General features: G+C 64.7%; 19 protein-coding genes and 1 tRNA gene. 7 read left to right on the top strand and 13 right to left on the bottom strand.

The window, feature by feature from the left end; translation table 11 throughout:
- Nucleotides 1-23: 23 nt before the first annotated feature.
- From ACFUOZ_RS11530 to xylA, 5 genes are all read right to left on the bottom strand, one after another.
- A complete protein-coding gene (locus ACFUOZ_RS11530) occupies nucleotides 24-731 on the bottom strand; it encodes an L-ribulose-5-phosphate 4-epimerase (protein WP_377548094.1) in 708 nt (235 codons plus the stop codon).
- Entirely contained in the window at nucleotides 728-2470 is a 1743-nt protein-coding gene (gene araB, locus ACFUOZ_RS11525) for a ribulokinase (RefSeq protein ID WP_377548092.1), read from the bottom strand. Before araB ends, ACFUOZ_RS11530 begins: the two co-directional genes overlap by 4 nt.
- Before the next feature lie 205 nt (nucleotides 2471-2675).
- Complete coding sequence (locus ACFUOZ_RS11520) at nucleotides 2676-3662, bottom strand: LacI family DNA-binding transcriptional regulator (protein ID WP_377548199.1); 987 nt, start codon at nucleotides 3660-3662, stop codon at nucleotides 2676-2678.
- Nucleotides 3663-3731: 69 nt separating this feature from the next.
- A complete protein-coding gene (gene xylB, locus ACFUOZ_RS11515; protein ID WP_377548090.1) occupies nucleotides 3732-5162 on the bottom strand; it encodes a xylulokinase in 1431 nt (476 codons plus the stop codon).
- An 86-nt stretch (nucleotides 5163-5248) separates the two neighbouring features.
- Complete coding sequence (xylA, locus tag ACFUOZ_RS11510) at nucleotides 5249-6436, bottom strand: xylose isomerase (RefSeq protein WP_377548088.1); 1188 nt, start codon at nucleotides 6434-6436, stop codon at nucleotides 5249-5251.
- 142 nt (nucleotides 6437-6578) lie between these two features.
- Between xylA and ACFUOZ_RS11505 the strand changes: the two genes are divergently transcribed.
- The 3 genes from ACFUOZ_RS11505 (at nucleotide 6579) to ACFUOZ_RS11495 (ending at nucleotide 9171) form a co-directional block, all read left to right on the top strand.
- Nucleotides 6579-7784 carry an ROK family protein gene (locus ACFUOZ_RS11505; protein ID WP_377548085.1) on the top strand — a complete coding sequence of 402 codons (1206 nt, stop codon included), beginning with the start codon at nucleotides 6579-6581 and terminating at the stop codon, nucleotides 7782-7784.
- A gap of 100 nt (nucleotides 7785-7884) precedes the next feature.
- The gene (locus ACFUOZ_RS11500) at nucleotides 7885-8964 is read left to right on the top strand and encodes a YihY/virulence factor BrkB family protein (protein ID WP_377548083.1); all 1080 of its coding nucleotides are present in this window, start codon (nucleotides 7885-7887) and stop codon (nucleotides 8962-8964) included.
- The gene (locus ACFUOZ_RS11495; protein WP_377548081.1) at nucleotides 8965-9171 is read left to right on the top strand and encodes a hypothetical protein; all 207 of its coding nucleotides are present in this window, start codon (nucleotides 8965-8967) and stop codon (nucleotides 9169-9171) included.
- A gap of 118 nt (nucleotides 9172-9289) precedes the next feature.
- On the opposite strand, the gene ACFUOZ_RS11490 is transcribed toward ACFUOZ_RS11495, so the two are convergent.
- From ACFUOZ_RS11490 to ACFUOZ_RS11480, 3 genes are read right to left on the bottom strand one after another with little or no spacing between them, the layout of a single operon-like run.
- Complete coding sequence (locus ACFUOZ_RS11490) at nucleotides 9290-10129, bottom strand: sugar phosphate isomerase/epimerase family protein (protein WP_377548079.1); 840 nt, start codon at nucleotides 10127-10129, stop codon at nucleotides 9290-9292.
- The gene (locus ACFUOZ_RS11485) at nucleotides 10126-11340 is read right to left on the bottom strand and encodes a dihydrodipicolinate synthase family protein (RefSeq protein ID WP_377548077.1); all 1215 of its coding nucleotides are present in this window, start codon (nucleotides 11338-11340) and stop codon (nucleotides 10126-10128) included. The genes ACFUOZ_RS11490 and ACFUOZ_RS11485 overlap by 4 nt, the downstream gene beginning before the upstream one ends.
- Nucleotides 11340-12509 (bottom strand): Gfo/Idh/MocA family protein, encoded by a 1170-nt coding sequence (locus tag ACFUOZ_RS11480; protein ID WP_377548075.1) that lies wholly within the window; start codon nucleotides 12507-12509, stop codon nucleotides 11340-11342. The genes ACFUOZ_RS11485 and ACFUOZ_RS11480 overlap by 1 nt, the downstream gene beginning before the upstream one ends.
- A 197-nt stretch (nucleotides 12510-12706) precedes the next feature.
- On the opposite strand from ACFUOZ_RS11480, the gene ACFUOZ_RS11475 reads away from it, so the two are divergent.
- Nucleotides 12707-13726 (top strand): LacI family DNA-binding transcriptional regulator, encoded by a 1020-nt coding sequence (locus tag ACFUOZ_RS11475; RefSeq protein WP_377548073.1) that lies wholly within the window; start codon nucleotides 12707-12709, stop codon nucleotides 13724-13726.
- Between the two features lie 106 nt (nucleotides 13727-13832).
- Here ACFUOZ_RS11475 and ACFUOZ_RS11470 read toward each other — a convergent pair whose 3' ends face one another.
- Both ACFUOZ_RS11470 and ACFUOZ_RS11465 read right to left on the bottom strand, forming a co-directional pair.
- Nucleotides 13833-14606, bottom strand: coding sequence for a sugar phosphate isomerase/epimerase family protein (locus ACFUOZ_RS11470; RefSeq protein ID WP_377548070.1), 774 nt, complete (start codon nucleotides 14604-14606; stop codon nucleotides 13833-13835).
- A gap of 67 nt (nucleotides 14607-14673) precedes the next feature.
- Nucleotides 14674-15528 (bottom strand): LysR substrate-binding domain-containing protein, encoded by an 855-nt coding sequence (locus ACFUOZ_RS11465; protein WP_024818365.1) that lies wholly within the window; start codon nucleotides 15526-15528, stop codon nucleotides 14674-14676.
- 165 nt (nucleotides 15529-15693) lie between these two features.
- On the opposite strand from ACFUOZ_RS11465, the gene ACFUOZ_RS11460 reads away from it, so the two are divergent.
- Nucleotides 15694-17109, top strand: a complete 1416-nt coding sequence (locus ACFUOZ_RS11460; RefSeq protein ID WP_377548067.1) for an MFS transporter — start codon at nucleotides 15694-15696, stop codon at nucleotides 17107-17109.
- Nucleotides 17110-17189: 80 nt separating this feature from the next.
- Here the strand turns inward: ACFUOZ_RS11460 and ACFUOZ_RS11455 are convergent.
- Both ACFUOZ_RS11455 and ACFUOZ_RS11450 read right to left on the bottom strand, forming a co-directional pair.
- Nucleotides 17190-17260, bottom strand: a tRNA-Gly gene (locus tag ACFUOZ_RS11455).
- A 101-nt stretch (nucleotides 17261-17361) separates the two neighbouring features.
- Nucleotides 17362-18888, bottom strand: a complete 1527-nt coding sequence (locus ACFUOZ_RS11450; protein WP_377548066.1) for a D-alanyl-D-alanine carboxypeptidase family protein — start codon at nucleotides 18886-18888, stop codon at nucleotides 17362-17364.
- 220 nt (nucleotides 18889-19108) lie between these two features.
- Here ACFUOZ_RS11450 and ACFUOZ_RS11445 point away from each other — a divergent pair, with 220 nt between their 5' ends.
- Entirely contained in the window at nucleotides 19109-19546 is a 438-nt protein-coding gene (locus ACFUOZ_RS11445) for an SRPBCC family protein (RefSeq protein ID WP_262276256.1), read from the top strand.
- Here ACFUOZ_RS11445 and ACFUOZ_RS11440 read toward each other — a convergent pair.
- Nucleotides 19543-21306 carry a CAP domain-containing protein gene (locus tag ACFUOZ_RS11440; RefSeq protein ID WP_377548063.1) on the bottom strand — a complete coding sequence of 588 codons (1764 nt, stop codon included), beginning with the start codon at nucleotides 21304-21306 and terminating at the stop codon, nucleotides 19543-19545. The genes ACFUOZ_RS11445 and ACFUOZ_RS11440 overlap by 4 nt on opposite strands.
- On the opposite strand from ACFUOZ_RS11440, the gene ACFUOZ_RS11435 reads away from it, so the two are divergent.
- On the top strand, nucleotides 21305-21457 hold the full coding sequence (locus ACFUOZ_RS11435) for a hypothetical protein (protein ID WP_377548061.1): 153 nt from the start codon (nucleotides 21305-21307) through the stop codon (nucleotides 21455-21457). The two genes, ACFUOZ_RS11440 and ACFUOZ_RS11435, sit on opposite strands and share 2 nt — an antisense overlap.
- Nucleotides 21458-21613 lie beyond the last annotated feature (156 nt).

The following is a 21613-nucleotide window of genomic DNA, read 5'->3' as shown; positions in this document are numbered from 1 at the left end:
CGCGGGCTGGTTGGTGGTCCGCCTCAGCGGCCGTAAACGTTCTGGTAGCGGTCGTAGAGCGACTCGATCTTGGCTTGGTCAATGGGAAGTGGCTCGCCGAGTTGGCGCGAGACGTGCACAGTCTTGGCCACTTCCTCGCACATCACGGCGGCTTTGACGGCCTCGCGGGCGGATTTGCCGATGGTGAACGGGCCGTGGTTCTGCATCAGCACGGCCGGTGAGTTGGAGTCCTTCAACGTCTCCACGATGCCTTGGCCGATGGAGTCGTCGCCGATCAGGGCAAAGGGGCCGATGGGGATGGGCCCACCGAATTCGTCCCCCATCATGGTCAGGACGCAGGGAATTTCTTCGCCCCGGGCAGCCCACGCTGTGGCGTAGGTGGAGTGTGTGTGCACCACTCCGCCGACCTCGGGCATGTGCCGGTATACGTAGGCGTGCGCAGCGGTATCCGAGGACGGCGAGAGGTCGGGGTTGCCCCAGTCGATGGTGCCGCTGCTGCCGGTGTTCATGCCCCGGACCGGGATGCCGTACAGGTCGGTGACCACCATGAGCTCGGGCGTGAGGTCGTCGTAGGAGACACCCGAGGGCTTGATGACCATGAGGTCATGACCTGGAATGCGGCCGGAAACGTTGCCTGCCGTCCAGACCACCAGCCCGTAGCGCGTCAGTTCCGAATGGAGTTCGCAGACGTCCTCACGGACCTTGGCGATGGTGTCCAGGAGGTTGCTCATGCGGACACCCGCTCAGCCTGGTCGGTGGAGGAGTTCGACGCCGGTTCGGCCACCCCGCCGGCGCCCAGTGCCAGGCGCTGGATGGACTTCAGGCGGTGCATCACATTGTTGCTTCCACGGCCGAAGTAGTCGTGAAGGGTGCGGTATTCCTGGAAGAGGGCCTCGTACGCGGCCACGTTCTCCGGGATCGGGGTGTAAACAGCTCCCGGCGCGGCAGCCATGGCAGCGGCGGCCTCGCGGATGTCTGCGTACTTCCCGGCAGCAGCGGCGGCGTGGATCGCCGAACCCAATGCGGGACCCTGTTCCGAGCCGATGGTGGAGAGCTGCAAGCCGGTGATGTCTGCGTAGACCTGCATCAGGAACTTGTTCTTCAGCAGGCCGCCGGCCACGATGAATTCCTTCACCGGTACCCCGGAGTCACGGAAGGCATCCACGATGGTCCGGGTTCCAAACGCCGTGGCCTCCAGCAGTGCCCGGTAGATGTCCTCCGGCTTGGTGGCCAGGGTCTGCCCCACCACGACGCCGGACAGTTCGTGATCCACCAGCACTGAGCGGTTGCCCGAGTGCCAGTCCAGGGCGATCAGGCCGTGCTCGCCGATGGCCTGCTTCTCCGCGAGTTCCGTGAGGTACTCGTGGATGCTTTGGTCATTGGCTGCTGCGGCCTGGTGGTATTCGGGTGGCACACCGTTCTTGGTGAACCAGCCAAAGATGTCGCCCACTCCGGACTGGCCTGCTTCGTAGCCCCACAGGCCGTCCACGATGCCGCCGTCGACCACGCCGCACATGCCGGGGACTTCACGCAGGACATCACCATTCATGACATGGCACGTGGAGGTGCCCATGATCGCTACCAGCTGCCCGGGTTCCACAGCGTTCGCGGCAGGTGCGCTGACGTGGGCGTCAACGTTGCCTACCGCCACGGCGATTCCCGCCGGGAGCCCGGTCCAGCCGGCGGCTTCTTCGGTGAGGTAGCCCGCGGCATCTCCCAGCCGCCCGATGGTGTGCTCCAGTTTGCTGCTGACGAAGTCCTTGAAATCGGGGTTCAGTGCTGCCAGGAAATCTTCCGACGGGTATTTGCCGTCCTGGTAGATGCCCTTGTAACCGGCAGTGCAGGCGTTGCGGACGTAGCTTCCGCAGAGCTGCCAGACGATCCAGTCGGCCGCCTCCACCCAGTGCTCCATGGCCGCGTAGACCTCGGGGTCTTCCTCGAGAAGCTGCAGGCCCTTGGCGAATTCCCATTCCGAGGAGATCAGGCCGCCGTAGCGGGGGAGCCAGGACTCGCCACGCTCTTCTGCCAGCTGGTTGATGCGGTCAGCCTGCGGCTGCGCAGCGTGGTGGCGCCACAGCTTCACGAACGCGTGGGGCCGGTCAGCGAAGCGTTCCAGTTCGTTCAGCGGTGTGCCGTCCGCCGTCGTCGGAACCATGGTGCAGGCGGTGAAGTCGGTAGCGATACCCACCACGTTCTCAGGGTTGATACCGGCATCAGCGACGGCGGCCGGTACAGCATTGCGCAGGACGTCGCGGTAGTCGTTCGGGACCTGAAGGGCCCAGTCGGCAGGGAGGCGTTGCCCGCTCGTGGGGAGGCGGTCCGAAACAACTGCGTGGGGGTACTCGAACACGCCGCTGCCGATCTCGGCACCGTCGGAGACGCGCACCACGACGGCGCGGCCGGACAAGGTGCCGTAGTCCACGCCGATGACGAACTGCTCATCGAGCGGGAGGTTTTCAGAGGTATTCATGGGTGTCTCCATCCGGCTGGCCAAGGCCTCATTGCCGGGGGTCGGGGTGGAAAGTGAAGAACGTCTGATGCAATTGTTAGCGCTCACAACATTGATGTCAAGAGCCGCTCAGGGTGAAGCTGTGCTCAGGACGGACGTTGGCCCCCGACACCCCCATGTAGGTAGCAGCAGATGTCGTAATGGGAGCTCAATACGACATCTGCTGTTACTTAGTTGGGGGCGGGGCGGTGGTGGAACGGACTACGAGCCGGGGAGTCACGGTCGCCGCTGTCCCGGTGCTGCCGCTTTCGATGCGGTCCAGCAACAATCCAATGCACCGTTGGCCGAGTTCTTCGAAATCCTGGGCCACTGTGGTCAACGGCGGGATGAAGTACGCCGACTCGGGCTGGTCATCGAAACCCACCAGGCTGATGTCACCGGGAACCTGCACCCCGGCTTCATGGAAGGCGCGTAATACCCCCAGCGCCATCTGGTCGTTGGCCACGAACAGTGCGGTGACGGCTCTGTCAGCGGCAATTTTCAGGCCCTCCCGGTAACCGCATTCGGCGCTCCAGTCCCCCTCGATCAAGGTTCCCGGCTCGATGCTGGCCGCGTCCAGCGCGTCACGCCAGCCGTCGATGCGTGCCGCGGCGTCGATCCAGTCGGAGGGGCCCGACAGGTGGCCGATCCGCCGGTGCCCCAGGTCCAGCAAATGCTCGACGGCGAGCCGGGCCCCCTGCCGCTGGTCAACGGTAGCGCCGGCGAGTTCCTCGTCGCCGACGGAGCCCACAGCGACCAACGGAACCTGGGAAGTGACATCCTTGAGGACCTCGAATGTGCCCGGATGTGGAACCGTCACCACAATGCCGTCCACGCCCTGGTCCATGAAGTGTGCCAGCGCATCCTTGATGGTCTCGGGCGTGACCTCCCGAAGGCCGGCCACGCTGACGAAATAACCCGCATCCCGTGCTGCCTGCTGCACCCCGAGGAGGGTGTGTGATGGCCCGTATTGGGCAAGTTCACTGCCCAGCACCCCGATGGTCTGGGACCGCCGGGTCACCAGGCTGCGGGCAGCTGTGTTGCGGCGGTAGCCCAACTCGGTGATGGCCTGCTCTACCCGTTCGCGGGTCTTGGAACTCACGTTCGGGTGGTTGTTCAGGACCCGGGAGACAGTCTGGTGGGAAACACCTGCCACGCGGGCGACGTCCTCCATGACGGGAGGCCGGGCTGATGCAGATTGTTCTGAGCTCACCCTGTCACGATAGAGCACCGGGAGCCACGATCAGCCGATGGCTGCCTTGGCGGCGTAATGGCGGTACCTCTCCAGGAAGGGCGCCACCCCCTTCGGATCAGCGTGGTCCACGGTAAGGCCGTCCACAGGCCACTCGGGCAACTGGCCCGTGAGGACGCCGGCCGCTTGCCGTGCCGCGCCGTCAGCCACGTATTCTCCGGGCTTCGGAACAAAGACCGGCAGTCCGAACGCGGAGGCAGCCACTTGTTGAACAGCCTCGGATTGAGCGCCCCCACCAACCAGGATGATGCGCCGGGCCTCTACACCCTGGGCCTGGAGGGCTGCCAAGCCGTCAGCGAGCGAACAGACAACCCCCTCTATCGCCGCCCGCGCCAGGTTGGCGGGAGTGTAGTTGGAGAGGGTCAGCCCATGAAGGGAGCCGGTGGCCTCGGGAAGATTGGGGGTCCGCTCCCCTTCAAAATAGGGGACCAGCGTCAAGCCCCCGGCGCCTTCCGGAGCAGACAACGCCAAAGTACCCAGCTCGTCCAGGCTCACATCGAGCAATGCAGCTGTGGCGTCGAAGATCCGCGTGGCGTTGAGTGTGCAGGCCAGTGGGAGGTAGTGGCCCGTGGCATCGGCGAAGCCTGCTACCAGTCCACTTGAATCCCGGGAGGGAGTGTCCGAGACCGCAAATACCGTTCCGGACGTTCCGATGGAAATGACAACATCCCCGACGCTGGCACTCACGCCGAGGCCTGCGGCTGCGTTGTCGCCCGCGCCGGGTCCGATCAGTGCACCGGCAGGGGTCTTGCCAGCCGTCTCCAGCGGCCCAACCACGCCGGGCAGGAGTGGGAGGTGCCCGAGGGTGCTCTCCAGGACGTCCGGAAGATACTCGCCGGTGGTTGCCGAAAAGTAGCCAGTGCCCGAAGCATCCGAGCGATCCGTACGCAGGAGCTCCAAGGACGCCGGGCCTGTTCCCGGGCCGTGACCGGCCAGCCGCCAGGACAGCCAATCATGGGGGAGGCACACCGCGGCCGTCCGTTGCGCATTTTCGGGCTCGTTCCGGGCGAGCCAGCGCAGTTTGGTGGCCGTCAGGGAAGCTACTGGAACTGTGCCGGTGCTGCCCGCCCAATACCCGGCTCCCGCTACGGGATCACCATGTCCGGCGTCGAGAATCAGCTCCTCAGCGTCCTGCGCGGAGCGGGTATCGTTCCACAGCAGGGCAGGGCGGACCACGTTGCCGGTTTCGTCGAGGCACACCATTCCGTGCTGCTGCCCGCCGACGGAAACGGCATCGACGTCGTCGAGCCCGCCCGCTGCTTCGATTGCTTCCTGCAGGGCGGTCCACCAGTGATCCGGGTGGATTTCGGTACCCTCCGGATGGGAGGCCCGGCCCTGGCGAACCAAGGCGCCGGTGGCTGAATCCCGGATGACCACTTTGCAGGACTGGGTGGAGCTGTCGATCCCGGCTACGAGAGGCATGCGTTGTTCCTTTGGCGAACCGCGCCGGGCCTGCCTGGGATATCCAAGGGCAGGCCCGGCGGCGGGGTTGCGGTGGTGGGGGTGGATCAGCGGGCGCCGAGGAGGTGCTCGATGGCCAGCTGGTTGAGGCGGATGAAGGCGAATGAGCGCTCAGCTGCCTTGTCGGCGTCGAACGTGTCGAAGGCGCTGGCGTCAGCCAGCAGGTCCGCCGTGGTTTCACCGGCAGCCAGAGTGCTTTCGCCGAGTTCGAACACGCCCGAGGTTGCCAGGGCTTCCTGTACTTCGGGATCCGCGCGGAAGGCCAGGGCACGTTCCTTGAGCAGGAGGTACATGGACATGTTGGACTTGGCCGATTCCCAGACACCGTCGTAGCCATCAGTGCGGGACGGCTTGTAGTCGAAGTGGCGTGGGCCGGTGTACTTGGGTCCGCCGTTGGGGAAGCCGTTCTCCAGGAGGTCCACAGTGAAGAAGGCGCTGGTGAGGTCGCCGTGGCCGAAGACGAGGTCTTGGTCGTACTTGATGCCACGCTGGCCGTTGAGGTCGATGTGGAAGAGCTTGCCGGCCCACAGTGCCTGGGCAATGCCGTGGGTGAAGTTCAGTCCGGCCATCTGCTCGTGGCCCGTTTCCGGGTTGAGGCCAACGATGTCGCCGTGCTCCAGCTGGGCGATGAAAGCCAGGCCGTGTCCCACGGTGGGGAGGAAGATGTCGCCGCGTGGTTCGTTGGGCTTGGGCTCCAGGGCGATCCGCAGGCCGTAGCCCTTTTCCTTGATGTACCCGGCGGCGGTGTCAACGCCTTCCTTCATGCGGTCCAGTGCCGCTGCGAGGTCCTTGGAGCCGTCGTACTCGCTGCCTTCGCGGCCACCCCACATAACGAACGTTTCGGCGCCAAGCTCGGCCGCGAGGTCGATGTTGCGCAGGATCTTGCTCAGTGCGAAGCGGCGGATGGAACGGTCGTTGGAGGTGAATCCGCCGTCCTTGAAGACCGGGTGGCTGAAGAGGTTGGTGGTGACCATGGGCGTCTTCAGGCCGGTCTCAGCCAACGCTGCCTTGAAGTTCTTCAGGATCAGTTCGCGCTCGGAGGCGCTCGCATCGAAAGGAACGAGGTCGTTGTCGTGGAAGGTGATGCCGTATGCGCCGAGTTCGCTCAGTTTGTGGACTGCTTCAACAGGGTCCAAGGCCTGGCGCGTTGCCACGCCGAAGGGGTCGGCGCCGGTCCAACCGACCGTCCAGAGACCGAACGTGAACTTGTCTGCAGGGGTGGGCTGAGGGGTCATGATTGCTCCTTTGCAAGGCAACGGGAAAGAAGATGGAAAACGGCATTCCAATTAGTTTTCAATCTGAACTATATGGGGGATGATGGATCATGGTCAATGGAAGTCCGCAAGAAATTTTGAATCCGCGAGGAGGTCCCTGCTGATGAATGAGCCAACTGCGCCCGGACGCGTGGGTGACGTCCGCCGTCGAAATCTTTCGCTGGTGTTGGACTCGATTGCCAGAACCGCTGACAGCAAGCCCAGCCGTGCGCAGCTTGCTGCCGGCACCGGGCTGACCAAGGCTGCGGTTTCCAGTCTTGTGGCGGATCTCGTCGAGTCGGGGCTGGTGTCGGAGGTTGGCCTTTATCGCGATGGTGAGCGGGGGCGGCCTGGCCAGGGTTTGGAGCTGAACTCCCGCCGGGGCGTCGTGGGCATGGAGATCAACGTCGATTATCTGGCTGTAGGCCTGGTGGATCTTGCCGGGAACCTGCGCTTCCATTCGGCTGTTGAATCGCGGAACCGCGGAGTTCCGCCCATGCAGGTCATGGATCAGCTGGCTGTTCTGGCCGCTGAGGCGAAGGCGGCGGCGGCCGCGGAGGACATAGCTATCCTAGGCGGCGGGCTGGCCGTTCCCGGGCTGGTGGATGAAAAGAATGACGTCGTGCTGTCCGCCCCCAACCTCCATTGGGAAAACGAGAAGTTGCACCCCCGGTCCCTGCTCGAGGGGGCACCGCTTGGCGTCAAGCTCTCCAACGAGGCCAACAGCGCAGCCCTCGGCGAGCTCTGGTATGGCGGAGGGGCGCCCGACTTCCTGTACGTCTCGGGTGAGGTCGGCGTTGGTGGCGGCGTCATCATCGGCTCCGAGTTGTACACCGGGCCGGGTGGGTCGGCGGGCGAGCTGGGCCATATCGTGGTCCATCCCGAAGGCCCTGCGTGCTCGTGCGGTGGATCGGGCTGCCTTGAGACTTTTGCCGGCCAGGAGGCCATTTTCGAAGCGGCCGGGATTGCCGCCGGGACACTGGGCGAGCGGACCGACATGCTGCTGGTGGCGCTTGCTGCCGGTGAGCCGGGAGCCACCGCGGCGGTTTACGACGCCGGTCGCTACCTGGGCGTTGCGCTCGCCTCGGCCGCGCGGTTGATGGATATTGAGGCCGTGGTCCTTGGTGGGCATTTTGCCGTCCTGGGCGAGTGGCTCAGGCCGTCGCTGCTGGCCGGCTTGGAACGGCACGCTCCCGGACTCCTGGCCCCCGGAAACCTCACGGTGTCCGGACTGGAGCATTCCGGTACGCTCCTGGGCGCCGCCGGCCAGGTGATCCGCTCAGTAATTGAGTCGCCATTCGAGTTCTTGCTGGCGAGTAAATTGGCCTGACACAAAGGTATTTTCGCCGGGGTTCTTCCGCAGTATTCATCAGTATGCTTAGTATTGATGGGTCAGCTGTTCGCGCAAACTACCCACGGACGAGTGCCTCATGACTACACAAGACTCAGCCCACACCAGTACGAGCAAGGCGCGGACTGCGCCCTCTCCGGAAGATTCCACCAAGCCGGACAGTCCCAACGACCTCGCCAAGCCTACGTGGACCTACATTGCCAAGCGCACGCTGAGCGAGTTCAGCAAGGACCAGTGTCCCGATGCCGCGGCAGGTTTGACTTACTACGCTGTTCTGTCGCTCTTCCCGGCCCTCTTGGCACTGGTTTCCGTCCTGGGGCTCTTTGGTGACGCAGGCAAGACCACCTCGGCCATCCTTGACATCGTCCAGCAATTCGCGCCTGGACCAGGTGTCGACGCCATGCGCCAACCCATTGAAGAGCTCACCCGATCAAACGCTGCGGGCTTCGCCTTGGTTTTCGGTATCCTTGTGGCCCTCTGGTCCGCCTCCGGTTACGTCACGGCCTTCAGCCGGGCAATGAACCGCGTCTACGAAGTGGACGAAGGCCGCGGTCTTGTGAAGCTGCGCGGAACCATGCTGGCCGTGACGGTCGTAGCTGTGGTGGGGGCTGCCCTGGTGGCGGCCATGCTGGTCCTGAGCGGTCCGGTGGCCGAGGCAATTGGCGGGGCGATCGGCCTGTCTGATGTCTTCTTGACCGTGTGGAACATCGCCAAGTGGCCGGTCCTCATCGTGATCGTGGTGGCTATCATTGCTGTCCTCTACTACTTCACTCCCAACGTCAAACAGCCCAAATTCCGCTGGATGAGCATGGGTTCACTGATCGCGCTCGTCATTTTCGCCCTGGCTTCCCTGGGCTTCGGCTTCTACGTGGCCAACTTCAGCAACTACAACAAGACCTACGGCGCTCTGGCCGGCGTCATCATCATGTTGCTGTGGCTGTGGATCCTGAACATGTCCCTGTTGTTCGGCGCCGAGTTCGATGCCGAGATGGAACGCGGCCGTCAGCTCCAGGGCGGCATTGAGGCTGAGGAGAGCCTCCAGCTTCCTCCCCGGGACACCAAACGCAGCGAGAAACAGCAGAAAAAGGAAGAAGAACTTGTGAGCCGCGGCGAGGAACTCCGCGAAACACAAGGTGACGACTCCAGGAAAGACAAATAGATGACCGCAAGCAAAGATACAAAGCTCAAGACGGTCAGGAACGGCGACCGGCTGCGGATCGGCGGTGAAGTTTTCAGGGTCAGCACAGTGGAACCGCAGCCGGAGACGCGCAACATCAGTCTCGAACTGCAAGGGAACGACGGCGGTTCGGTCACCTTGATCGGCCTGCCGAAGACCCGCGTGGAGCTTGCCGCGAATGCCTCGTAATTGCTGTCACCCTTGGCACGCGCAAAAGCGGGCCCCCGCCGTGACCTTGGCAGGAACCCGCTGGTATTTGGAGCGATCCTCCCGCGGCGCTTAGGGCATCCGCGGGAGGACCACGTTGTTAGGCGAACGGGAGGACGAGCTCCGCGTAGCGCTGCTTCATGGTTTCCAGGACCGTGTCGCCGTCGGCGTCCCAAATCTCTTGGTTGAAGATCTCGACCTCAATGTCGCCCGTGTATCCGGCGTCCCTGACCCAGGTGCCGATGGTCGCGAAGTCGATGACGCCGTCGCCCATCATCCCGCGCGAGAGCAGCGCGTCGGCGGCGATCGGCAGGTTGAAATCGCACACCTGATAGGAAGCGATGCGGTCTTCACGTCCGGCCCGTTCGATCTGGGCCTTCAGCTCCGGATCCCACCAGACATGAAAGGTGTCGACGGCGACGCCGACGGCCTTCGCGTCGTACGGCGCGGCGAGATCAAGTGCCTGGCCAAGGGTGGAGATCAACGCGCGGTCAGCGGCGTACATCGGATGCAGCGGTTCCAGCACCAGGCGAACGCCGTTTTCCGTAGCAAACGGAACCAGTTCCTCGAGCCGGTCGGCCACTCGCTGGCGGGCAGCCACCACGTCCTTCTCACCGCGTGCGAGCCCTCCGACCACAAGGAACAATTCCTGGGTATCGAGTGCTACCGCTTCACGGACGGCCTCGAAATTGTCAGCCAGAGCCGCTGCTTGTCCCTCGGCGTCAGCTGCCGTCAGGAACCCGCCGCGGCACAAGGACGAAACGCGCAGTCCGGCATCCCTGATCAGCTTGGCGGCCTTGTCCAGCCCGGCCTCGGCCACGCGGTCGCGCCAGGGGCCGATGGCCGGGATGCCCGCACGGGCGCAACCATCCACGGCTTCGGCCAGGGTCCATTTCTTGGTGGTGGCGCTGTTGAGGGAGAGTCGCGAGAAGTCGCTCATGCGCCCACCCCGTTGATGCGCAGGTAGTCGGACATCCGGAACGCCGCCAGGGAGGGGTCCTTCAGCAGGCCGGCCTGGTCCGCCAGTTCGAAGGTCTTCGCCAAGTGCAGCACTGAACGGCCCGAGTGCAGGCCCCCCACCATCTGGAATCCGGGCTGCTTGCCGTTGAGCCAAGACATGAAGGCGATCCCGGTCTTGTAGTAGAACGTCGGGGCGCTGAAGATGTGCTTTCCGAGCTCGCGGGTGGAGTCCAGGATGGCGCGTCCCTCGGCGCCTTGACCGGCGTCGTACTTCTGCAGGGCGACCGACGCGGCCGGGTAGATGGCCGCAAAGATGCCCAACAGGGCGTCCGAGTGGTTGGCTCCATCGCCGTCGATCAGCTCCGGGTAGTTGAAGTCATCGCCCGTGTAGAGGCGGACGCCTTCCGGGAGGTTCGCGCGGAGGGCGACCTCGTGCGAGGCGTCCAGCAGCGAAACCTTGACGCCGTCGACCTTGTCTGCGTGCTCGCGGATCAAGCTAAGGAAGGTCTCGGTTGCTACGGAAACAACGTCCGAGCCCCAGTAGCCAGCCAGCGCGGGGTCGAACATGGTGCCGAGCCAGTGCAGGATGACCGGCTGGTCCACTTCCTGGAGCAGCGTGGAGTAGACGTGCAGATAGTCGTCGGCGCCGTTGGCGACTTTGGCGAGGGCTCGCGAAGCCATCAGGATCACCTTGGGACCAGCTTCGCTGACGACGGCGATCTGCTCGCGGTAGGCCTCGATCACCGCCTGGACTCCGGCTGCGCCGTCGGGAAGCGCTGCGATGTCCAACTGGTCGGTGCCCGCGCCGCAGGAGACGAGGTCGCGGACGGACTTGCCGGCAACGGCAGCGTTCCCGGCGGCCACCACCGAAGCTGCCTCGGCACCGGTCCGCTTGATGAGCTGCTGGGTTGCTGCCCAGTCCAGGCCCATGCCGCGCTGGGCGGTGTCCATGGCGTCGGCGACGCCCAGACCGTAGGACCACAGCTCGTGGCGGTAAGCCAACGTCGCGTCCCAGTCCAGCTGTGCCGGCGCGCCGGGGGTGTTGTCAGCGGCGACCTCGGGAATGACGTGGGCTGCGGCGTAGGCGCGGCGGGCCGTCAAGGGAGCGGTTGGCTTGGCCCATGTTGTGGCGGCCTGGAGGCGGTACTCGCGGGTGCCGCCGTCGTCTGTAGGAAGAATCAGTGACGTCATTAGAGGGTGATCTCCGGGATGTCGATGGTGCGGCGCTCGGCCGAGGACTGCAGGCCGAGCTCGGCCAGCTGGACGCCACGGGCGGCAGAGAGCAGGCCAAAGCGGTGCTCGCGGCCGGCGACCACGTCGCGCAGGAATTCTTCCCACTGCAGCTTGAAGCCGTTGTCCAGCTCTGCGTTGGCGGGGACTTCCTGCCACTGGCTGCGGAAGGATTCGGTCACGGGCAGGTCCGGGTTCCAGACCGGCTTGGGGGTGTGCGCGCGCTGCTGCGCAACGCACTTGTTCAAACCGGCGACGGCGGAACCGTGCGTGCCGTCGATCTGGAACTCAACCAGTTCGTCGCGGTAGACACGGACGGCCCAGGAGGAGTTGATCTGGCCGATGACGTCGTCGCCGCCCGGGGTTTCGAGTTCGAAGATGCCGTAGGAGGCGTCGTCGGCGGTTGCCTTGTATTCCTTGCCGGCCTCGTCCCAGCGGGCGGGGATGTGCGTGGCGGTCTTGGCGTTGACGCTCTTGACCTTGCCGATGATGCCCTCGAGGACGTAGTTCCAGTGGCAGAACATGTCCGTGGTCATTCCGCCGCCGTCTTCCTTGCGGTAGTTCCACGACGGGCGCTGGGCGGCCTGAACGTCGCCTTCGAAGACCCAGTAGCCGAATTCGCCACGGATGGAGAGAATGCGGCCGAAGAAGCCCTCGTCCACCAGGCGGCGAAGCTTTACCAGTCCGGGCAGGTAGAGCTTGTCGTGGACGACGCCTGCGGTCACGCCGGCTTCCTTGCCGATCTGTGCCAGCTCGATGGCTTCTTCGAGGGTCTCCGCGGTGGGCTTTTCTGTGAAGATGTGCTTGCCGGCGCGCATTGCCTTCTTGAGGGTGGCTGCGCGGAGGCTGGTCATGGAGGCGTCGAAAACGACATCCACGGTGGGGTCGTTGATGACTGAATCCAGGTCTGTGGTCCACTCCGAGACCTTGTGGAGCTCGGCGAGTTCGCGGATCTTCGCTTCGTTCCGGCCCACCAGGATGGGCTCCACCTGGACCTTGGTGCCGTCTTCAAGGGTGAAGCCGCCTGCATCGCGGATGGGAAGGATGGACCGCAGCAGGTGCTGGCGGTAACCCATTCGGCCGGTGATGCCGTTCATGGCGATACGGATCGTCTTTGTTTCGAAGCCCATGTTTTCTCCAAATGCCTTGTGTGCCGGTCGCTGCGCGGAAGCCGGTGCTTGGTTTTCAGTGTTGGAAAGCGCATTCCCACTGGGATCGATAATGCACCATTTCCGGCTTGCTTGGCAAGCGCTTTCCCAAAATTGTCGCGTAGCTGCCATAATTTCCTTAGCGCCAGCCCCGGCGCTTGAAGAAGAGGAGTCTCCCCGTGGCCGCCAGTACGCTGAGTGAAGTTGCCCGCCTGGCCGGGGTCTCCCTGGCCACGGCCTCCCGGGTCCTGAACGGCTCGTCCCGGAAGCCTGCCGAAGACATTGCGGAGCGCGTACGGGAGGCCGCCGACAAGCTTGGCTACGTTCCCAACGCGCAAGCCCAGGCCCTTGCGAAATCGAGCTCGGGGCTTATCGGACTGGTGGTCCACGACATCGCCGACCCCTACTTCTCGGCCATTGCGCGCGGCGTCCAGGAGGCCGCCCGCCAGCAGAACCGCATGGTGCTTCTGGCCAGCACCTCCGGAGCTCCTGCAGATGAGAAGGAAGCCGTGGCTGCCTTCGCCGCACGCCGCGCCGACTCCATCGTGATCGCCGGCTCCCGCTCGGCACGCGAAGAAGACAAGCAGGGCAACGCCGAACTGGCTGCCGAGTTGGACCGTTATTGCCGCAACGGGGGACAGGTGGGTGTCGTAGGCCACCCCGTGGTGGGGGCCACCGCAACAGAGGGCTATCACGTGGTGAAGGTGCCCAATGAGGAGCTGGCTGCCGGGCTGGCTGAACAACTCGCGGCCAGCCACGAGGGCGGATTCGTGATCATTGCCGGCCCCGAGGGGCTGTTCACCTCAGATGACCGCGTCCGCGGCTTCCAGCGCGGCCTGTCCGACGCCGGACGCCCGGCCGCCGAAGTCATCCGCACCGGGTTCAATCGTGCCGGGGGTTTCCGGGCCGGTCAGGCGTTAGCGGAACGGATCAAGACCTCCAAGGAGCGGCTCTGCATCTTCGCCGTCAATGACGTCATGGCCATCGGGGTCACGGCAGCCCTGCGTCCGGAGGGTGTGTGGATTCCCCGCGATGCCACGCTTGCCGGCTTCGATGATATTGAAACCCTGCGCGACTTCCGCCCCGCCTTGTCGACGGTTCACCTGCCGCTGGAAGATATTGGGCGCCTCGCGGCGGGAGATCCGGACACGCCTCCGGTGAGCGGATCTGTGCAGCTGCGCCGCAGCACGGAGTTTTAAGGCCTGCTTGTGCCGAAATCGCCGGAAGCCTGCGGTTTCGCCGGAAGCTTCCGTACGAGACCGCAGTGTTGCAGCGAACTCGCTGCGGCGTCCTCCTTGGCCTGCCCTAGTCCTCGCCCAGCGTGAGCGCGTGCAGGAAGTTGGCGTCGCTGAGCACGTTCTCCGGGAGGTCGTCCTGGATGAACTCCAACATGAGGTCCAGGTCCTTGCCGTTGCCTCGGAGGACATCCGAAACCGCCTGCCACAGCAGCTTTCGGTTCCGAAGCGGGAAGCGCTCGCCCGCCGGTCCCCAGGAGAAGCAGTGCACGCCCGTCACGTGCGGGAGGACCTGGTGCAGCGAGTCCAGCGCCTGCTGGTCTGAAAGCCCGACGGCGGGTTGCCAGTAGGTCCCGACGTTCGGGTGATCGACCCGGTCCAGCAGTTCCAGCGTCGTAGCGGGGGAGTCTGTGAGCGTGTTGCCGTGGTACTCGAAGGCGATGGATATATCCCGGGCAGCCGCAAGGTCGGCAATCCGCCGGGTGTCCGTGACTATCGCCTCCCACAGCTCCTTGCTGGCCTCCGCAGAGCCGGTTTCGCCTGCCCAGACGCGGATTCTCGGTGCCCCCACGGTCTCGGCGAGATCCAAGATGCGGTCGAAATCCCCAAATGCGCCGCAACGGTAGTACGAACCGAGCGACAGGACCGCCAGCCCGGCGGCTTCCGTAGACTCCTTGGCGAGAGCTGCCGACGCGGCGTCGCTGACGTGGACATCTGTGCCCCACTCAATTCCTGCCAGCCCTGCGTCAGCCGCAATCCGGACGACATCCTGAATTCCATGGGAGCGGAGCGTGACGGAGCAAATGCCAGGGGTCAGCTCGGTAAGCGAAGGGTGGTCGGTCATGCGCCCCACGATACCGGGAATGCGCTTACCCAGCTAACCGGGGTGTCCGTTCGAACACCTTCGAAGCCTAATTCGACTTGCTCAGCGTCCGACCCATGATGGCCTGGGTCAAGGCGTCAATGACCTCCGCGTTGGCCAGCGGATTGCGGATCAGGGTGAAGTCGACGTCGCCCACCGGCGGCAGCCCGAACCGCTGGGTGATCACCTTCAGGTCCTCCGGGACCAGTGAAGCGGGCATGACCGCAACTCCGATGCCGGCCCGGACCGCTGCCAGGACACCGCTGATTTGCTTGGTGCTGCAGGTAATCCGCCAGGTGCGGCCCTCGGCTTCCAAAGCATCGATCGCGAGTTTCCGGCTGAGGCTCGGGGCGGGGTAGGCAATGAGCGGGACAGGTGCGCCGGGCTCGAGAACGGTCTGTTCCACGCCTACCCACGCGAAGTTGTCGTGCCGGACCACTGTTCCCTCCTTGGCCCCGGCCACCCACTTCACGAACACCAGGTCCAGTTGCCCGGCGTTTAGCCGTTTGTAGAGCTGATCGCTTTGGCTGACGGTGAGTTCGAGGTTGATCTGTGGGTACAGCTGCCGGAATTCGCGGAGGATCCGGGGGAGGCCCGTAATGGCGAGGTCGTCGGCAGTGCCGAAGCGGAGGCGCCCACGCATGGCCGAACCTGAGAAGTACCGGGCGGCGGAATCGTGGGCCGCCAGGATGCTGCGGGCAAAACCGGCCATGGCATCCCCATTGTCGGTGAGCCTGACCTCGCGGGTATCGCGGGCCACGAGGACCCGCTTAGCGGCCGCCTCAAGCTTCCGTACGTGCTGGCTCACTGTCGGCTGGGCAAGTCCAAGTCGCTCTGCGGCCTTGGTGAAACTCAGCGTTTCCGCAACGGCGAGGAAGGAGCGGAGCTGGACGGGTTCGAACACGGAACTCCTCAAAGCGCAGGTCAGCGCAGGGACGGAGTACTGCGCGGGGACGGGAGCCCATTGCGTTCCGCAATGCTAGTTATAGGCGCAATACGCTTCCACAATTGCTGCTGGCAACCCTAGCGTTAAACGCATCCCACCGAAACTCCCATCCGAGGACTACTCTTGGCACCCCCACCGCCTTCAGCGGCACACGTCAGCCAGCCCGTCATCGATTCCCTGTCAGCTGGTCCCCAGCCGGATGCAAGCCTGCCGGAGACAAAGCAGCCGGACACCGTCACCCAGCCACTCGCCGTCGTGAGTGAAAAGCTGCCCTGGCGGCACACCTTCATTTCCTTGAAGGTGCCCAACTTCAGGATCTTCGCGATCGGCCACTTCATCGCGGTCATCGCCATCTGGATGCAGCGCATCGCCCAGGACTGGATGGTGCTCCAACTCTCCGGTTCCGTCACCGCCGTCGGAATTACCGTGGCCCTGCAGTTCATGCCGTCACTGTTCCTTGGCCCCTGGGGCGGCATGATTGCCGACCGCTTCGCCAAACGAAAGATCCTCATCATCTGCCAGTCGGCGGCAGCGGTGCTGGCGGCGGCCTTGGCGGTGTTGTCCCTCACCCACACGGTCCAGGTCTGGCACGTCTACGTCATCGCATTGGTCTTGGGCTTTGTGACGGTCCTCGACCAGCCCGCCCGGCAGGTGTTCGTCAACGAACTCGTCGGACCCACCTATCTGCGCAATGCCATCAGCGTCAACTCCACCACCTTCCAGCTTGGCGGTCTCATAGGTCCGGCGCTGGCCGGCTGGTTGCTGACCGCCGTCGGCGCGGGCTGGGCTTTCGCAGGGAACGCCGTGGCCTGCTGCTCCACAGTGGCCATGCTGATGATCCTCCGCAAGGACCAGCTCCACCTCAGCCAGCCGACACCCCGAAAGAAGGGCATGCTGCGCGAAGGCCTCAACTACGCGCTCAGCAAGCCCACCATCTACTGGCCATGGCTGATGGCCGGATTCGTGGCCGTTTTCGCCATGAGCATGCCGGTGCTGCTGGCCGCTTTTGCGGACCATGTGTACGACGCCGGTGCCGGAGGCTACGGACTGTTGAACGCCATGGTTGCGCTCGGTGCACTGATGGGCGCCGTCGCTTCCACCCGCCGCAGGCAGCTGCGGTTGCGCTCGGTGGTGCTCTCCGCAGGCCTGTACGGACTGATGCTGTGCCTGGCTTCGGTGATGCCATCCATGGTGTTCTTCAGTGTGACCATGGTCCTCTCCGGTTTCTGGTGCCTGATGTTCCTCACCGCCGCCAACCAAATGGTCCAAACCAGTTCCAACATGAGCATCCGCGGCCGCGTCATGAGCCTTTACCTGGTGGTGCTCATCGGCGGTCAGGCCATCGGCGGACCCATGATGGGATGGCTTGCAGAGCACCTTGGTCCGCACCTGGCCATCCTCGTGGCAGGCGGGGTGCCGGCAATCGCCGCAGCGGTAGTCGCCGTCGTCCTTGCCCGGAAGTCCTCGCTGCACCTCAAGGTGGATCTGCGGGACCGCCGTCGGGTGCTGCGGATCGTGCAGGAACCGCAGACGGTCTGATCCTGGCGGGATCCGCCGTCACGTCTCCAGGCATGCAAACAAAAGAACCCCGGATCCTTGAGGATCCGGGGTTCGCTGTGAGCGGGCGACGGGAATCGAACCCGCGTATCGAGCTTGGGAAGCTAGCGCTCTACCATTGAGCTACGCCCGCGCTGCCCGGCCGGAAATCAACCGGGCGAGTCCTAGCTTAGCGCAGTTGCGCGGCTCCCAATGACAGGCACTCCGGCCGGCTCACCCCACCTCGGAAGTGCCCTACCTGAACAGTTTCATGCCGTTCCAGCCCTTGCCAACCTGACGTTGGGCGCCCCACACGCCATTGCCCAATCCGTAGTCCACCAAGTACCCATCAACCGTCTGGGCGGTGATGCTCCGTGTCCCCGGTCCCGACAAGCCGAAGCTGGGAACAAGGGCCTTCATGGTTCCCCACCCGGATCCGATGCTGCTTGGCAGTGCCTTGAAACCGCCGAAGCCGTTGCCTGGGTAGCTGAGCAGGACGCCGGAAGTGGTGGTGGCAAGGATGTCGTTGGCGCCGTCCGCGTCCCAATCCGCCATGGTCAACCCCATGCCGGCCCAACCGGTCCCGATATCGACCCGGTACGTCAACGCCCTGCCGGACGTGTTGGGGTAGTAGCGCAGACCGCCGTCCGGGAAGTAACCCACCACGCCTGGGTAGCCCTGATTGCTGGACCACTTGCCGACAGTGATGGTCATCGCGTCCCAGTCGCCCGTACCCACCACGATCTGGGTGGAGAATGCGCCGCCCGGCCAGCCCTTGAACAGGCCCAGGGTCCCGTTGCTCCACTGGGCCAGGAGGTCGTAGACCCCGTCCGAATCCCAGTCCACCACGAAAGCCTGCTTCAGGCCCGTCCAGTTGGAACCGATCTGGTTCGGGACGCCGTACCCTCCGCTGGGCAGTGCGGGGTAGCGAAGGAGCCTGCCTGCCGCGTCCGCGGCCACGAGGTCCGCTCCGGAAGTGATGCTCGCGTACATAGTGGGGTTGCCGGCAAAGTACTGCTCCAGGGTCGCGAACCCCCGACGCTTCATGTCGGTTGCCAGGTCGACGCCCACATAGCGCAGGTGCCAGGGCTCGTAGCTGTACCCCGTGATGTTGGTGTAGCCGTTCGGGTAGCGGACGATGAACCCATATTTGTAGGCATTCGCGGCCACCCACACACCCGCGGCGGTGTTTCCAAAACAGGTGCTCAGGCCGCAGGAACCATTGGAGTTGCCGACGTCCACCGCCAAGCCCGTTTGGTGCTCGCTGTAGCCGGGCCGGGCCGAGATCAGGTCCGCCTGCGCCTGGCCATAGAGGCTCACATAGGAGGCGTACACCTGCTGCTGTTGGGCGTAGGAACGGTAGCCGCTCACCACAGCCAGCCCACCCGTCCCGGCATCGGCGGCGCCTTGGAAGAGCCCGTTCAGCCAGGCAGCCGCCTCGGCCCGCAGATATTGGCCCGAGCCGCGGGCGTTCACCAGATCCCCCGGAGCATGGCTGATAGGGTTGAGCGGACGGGCCTTGTTCACCAGGGCGGACAGGTTGGCGGGATCGCCCACGGGGTCGAGCCCCGGCAGCGGATTCGCTGCTGCAGGAACCAAAACATTCACGACGGCGGCGGGCAGCTTGGCGGGGCTGGCTGCGGGGGCCGTGGTGGCTGGTGCCGCTGTTGCAGGGGTCGCGGCAGCGAGGGCGCCGGCCAGAACGGTGGCGAGGAGGGCAGCGCGGGCCGCCCAACGGCGTCGGGCATTCTTCGGTGTCCCTGCTCGATCCTGAACCCGCATGTCGTCCCCCACTCGGTTTTTGGCCAGCGGCAGGACTCTACCCGGCAGGACGGCGCGTGTCAGCAGTGTGCACCAAAAAAGTCATCAGGTAACCATTCGGTCAAGGCTCGGTGCCCGTGTGTCGCGCCCGGCGCTGCGCTGACTATTCTGAAGGTGTTAGCTGCAGTGTATGGGGAACCCGGCTACGACATTTGAACCGTAGGCCGAAAGTGGGTTTTCCGTGGCATTCGCAGCCAATGAAGTGGTGATCAGTCGGGACGCCATGACCGTTTACGGTTTCCTCATGGACGGCATGAACAACTCCCTCTGGCGTTCCGATGTGCGCAGCATCGCGCTGCGGTCCGGCATCCGTGGCCAGAAGGGCGCGTTGTACCAGCAGACCGTGGCAGGACCCGGTGGCCGTCCCATCGCAGCCGACTTCACCATCACCGAAGCCCGCCCCGGAGCGGAAGTCCGGTACGCCGTCGTCGCCGGACCCGCCCGACCCACAGGGGGCTACTACCTGAGCACCGAGGGCGCCACCACCCGGCTCCGCTTCGCGCTGGAGTACCATCCCAAAGGGCTGCGGAAGCTCATGAACGGGATGATCCAGAAGGCCTTGGAAGACGAGGTCGGGCAGTTGGAGCGGCTCAAGACCGCGATCGAAGCCAGCTCCTAACTGGCAAACCTCAGGCCACCCCAGCCGTTGCCGATAGTGACCGGGGTGGTGAGGCGTCCCGAACTGAGGTCCCAGTACTCCACCAGCCCGTTGCGGTCCAGGCCGGCGACGCCCACGGAGTCAGGCCCCGTGAGCCCGCTCAACGCCCTCAACCCGATGTAATCGGTCCACGCGCTGCCCACCACGGGCCGGGATTCCTGCTTGGGCGTGCCCAAACCGCTGCCCCTGTACAGCCTTAAGGTCCCGTTCGGTTCGGTAGCGAGCAGGTCCTCAAAGCCATCGGCGTTGTAGTCCACCATGGTCACCCGGACGGAGGGGTTTCCTGTCCCAATCGCTGCCTGGCTGCGGATGTAGCTCAGCCCGGTGTTCTTGTACAGATAAAGGTTGCCGCCCTGGTCCATGGCGACGATCTGCGGCAGCCTGTTGTTGGCGCACCAGGTCCCCACGGAAATGTTCAGGGTTCCCCACCCCTGGCCCAGCATCACAGGATCCTTGAATCCGCCGCTTTGAAGGCCGGGATAGACCAGCAGCGCACCGTCGAGGCGTTGATACAGCAGGTCGAAGACCCCATCGCGGTCCCAGTCCGTCACAAAGAGATCCTTGAGGCCCACGAATCCGGCCCCAATCCGCTTGCCCGGACCAAACCTGCCGTTGCCCCAGGACGGGTAGGCGACCACGGAACCGTCACCTGCGATGGACACAAGATCGGCGGCGCTGCTGATCGAGGCCGCACCCAGGTCGACAGTTGGCGGCTGGTGCTTCGAGCCGGGTTCACAGACAGCCACGGGATCAATCGGCGGTGTGACCGTTCCGCCGGGGCTGTTGGTGGTCCCTGCCGGCAGTGTCTTGTAGCCGAAGAAGTTGACCACGCCCCAAAGTGTGTAGCGGTTGGGCGTCGTCTGCCAATTGCCATCCGTGTACGTGATGCCAATGCCCATCACATTGAACCGGGGATCGCGCAACAAAGCATCGTGCCCCGGTGAGCCCTTCCACCACTCCACAAGCTGCGCGGCGTCGCGGTCCCAGCGCACAGCAATGACCTCGCCTGCGCCATTGTTCGGGCTCATCGCCCGCGGGTCGGTCCAGAAGTTGGGCCGGTGCTGGATCACTTCGCGCGTTGCAATGTTGTTGGACCACTCCTGCGCCAGGCTCGCCACCGTCGCGTGGTACTTCACCGGGGCCAGGCCCAGCGATGCCCGGTAGCTGTTGATCGCGTTGAACACCGTCAGGATGGCCGCGCTGTTGTTATCCGGAAGGAGCGCGAGTGCGCCGTCTTCGAGCTGGGGATCCTGGTTCGGGGCTTTGCCGGGGAAAGGCGTGGCGGTGGGGGCTGGAGCCGTGGGGGCTGCGGGGCTTTCCGGCGCGGTGGCGGTTGGGGTGGTTATTGGCGACGGCGTTTGGCTGGGTGTCGGCGTTTGGCTTGGTGTCGGCGTTTGGCTTGGTTCCGCTGTGGGCTGGGCCGTTGGTGTCGGCTCGGCTGTTGGCGTAGCTCCTTGGGTAGGCGCCGGGCCGGCTGCCTCACCTGTCGGCGTCGAGCCGGGGGTACCATCGCCAGCGTTCTGTTGGGGAGTGGGCTGGGCCTCAGCCGGTTGGGAAGAAGTGGGCGGAGTGCCCGGACTGGGGTCCGACGGATTATCCGGCCCCCACGATGGTCCGATGTTCGGCACCGGCGGAGGTGTTTCAAACACCGGGTCGACTGCCACCGGACCGCTTTCGCGCACAGCAGGCGTTTGGGAAGGCGACGGCTCGGTCGTAGGCATGGGACTCTCAGACCCGCCCCCGGCAGGGTCCACCGCCAATGGTGACGGAGCCGCCGTCGGGCTTTCCTCAGGGACCGCCAGTCCGGAAGGGGCGCTGGACGACGGAGTGGCGCTTGCGCCAGGTGCCGCCTCGGTCGCCGGCAGGATCTGACTGGACGCGGCCATGCAAAGTGCCAGTGCGCCAGCCAGCACAATAGCGGCAGGCGCTGCCAGTTTGTTCACAATTACCCCGCGGTTGCTCGTTGCCCCCAAGTACGGGCGCGGCTTTACATGTCCGGGAACTATAGTCCCATGGGGCGGCCCGGAC

The organism is Paenarthrobacter sp. NPDC057355 (assembly GCF_042667405.1).
Classification (GTDB): domain Bacteria; phylum Actinomycetota; class Actinomycetes; order Actinomycetales; family Micrococcaceae; genus Arthrobacter.
Note: the sequence above shows the minus strand (reverse complement) of the source record. Positions and strands in the feature narration are given on the sequence as shown.

Excerpts from the sequence above, each read along its gene's own strand:
- ACFUOZ_RS11505 (WP_377548085.1), top strand. The coding sequence starts at position 6,579 with ATGAATGAGCCAACTGCGCCCGGACGCGTGGGTGACGTCCGCCGTCGA.
- xylA (WP_377548088.1), bottom strand. The coding sequence starts at position 6,436 with ATGACCCCTCAGCCCACCCCTGCAGACAAGTTCACGTTCGGTCTCTGG.
- araB (WP_377548092.1), bottom strand. The coding sequence starts at position 2,470 with ATGAATACCTCTGAAAACCTCCCGCTCGATGAGCAGTTCGTCATCGGC.
- ACFUOZ_RS11530 (WP_377548094.1), bottom strand. The coding sequence starts at position 731 with ATGAGCAACCTCCTGGACACCATCGCCAAGGTCCGTGAGGACGTCTGC.
- ACFUOZ_RS11440 (WP_377548063.1), bottom strand. The coding sequence starts at position 21,306 with ATGCCTACGACCGAGCCGTCGCCTTCCCAAACGCCTGCTGTGCGCGAA.
- xylB (WP_377548090.1), bottom strand. The coding sequence starts at position 5,162 with ATGCCTCTCGTAGCCGGGATCGACAGCTCCACCCAGTCCTGCAAAGTG.
- ACFUOZ_RS11470 (WP_377548070.1), bottom strand. The coding sequence starts at position 14,606 with ATGACCGACCACCCTTCGCTTACCGAGCTGACCCCTGGCATTTGCTCC.
- ACFUOZ_RS11495 (WP_377548081.1), top strand. The coding sequence starts at position 8,965 with ATGACCGCAAGCAAAGATACAAAGCTCAAGACGGTCAGGAACGGCGAC.
- ACFUOZ_RS11450 (WP_377548066.1), bottom strand. The coding sequence starts at position 18,888 with ATGCGGGTTCAGGATCGAGCAGGGACACCGAAGAATGCCCGACGCCGT.
- ACFUOZ_RS11435 (WP_377548061.1), top strand. The coding sequence starts at position 21,305 with ATGGGACTCTCAGACCCGCCCCCGGCAGGGTCCACCGCCAATGGTGAC.
- ACFUOZ_RS11490 (WP_377548079.1), bottom strand. The coding sequence starts at position 10,129 with ATGAGCGACTTCTCGCGACTCTCCCTCAACAGCGCCACCACCAAGAAA.
- ACFUOZ_RS11500 (WP_377548083.1), top strand. The coding sequence starts at position 7,885 with ATGACTACACAAGACTCAGCCCACACCAGTACGAGCAAGGCGCGGACT.
- ACFUOZ_RS11485 (WP_377548077.1), bottom strand. The coding sequence starts at position 11,340 with ATGACGTCACTGATTCTTCCTACAGACGACGGCGGCACCCGCGAGTAC.
- ACFUOZ_RS11520 (WP_377548199.1), bottom strand. The coding sequence starts at position 3,662 with ATGGAGGACGTCGCCCGCGTGGCAGGTGTTTCCCACCAGACTGTCTCC.
- ACFUOZ_RS11480 (WP_377548075.1), bottom strand. The coding sequence starts at position 12,509 with ATGGGCTTCGAAACAAAGACGATCCGTATCGCCATGAACGGCATCACC.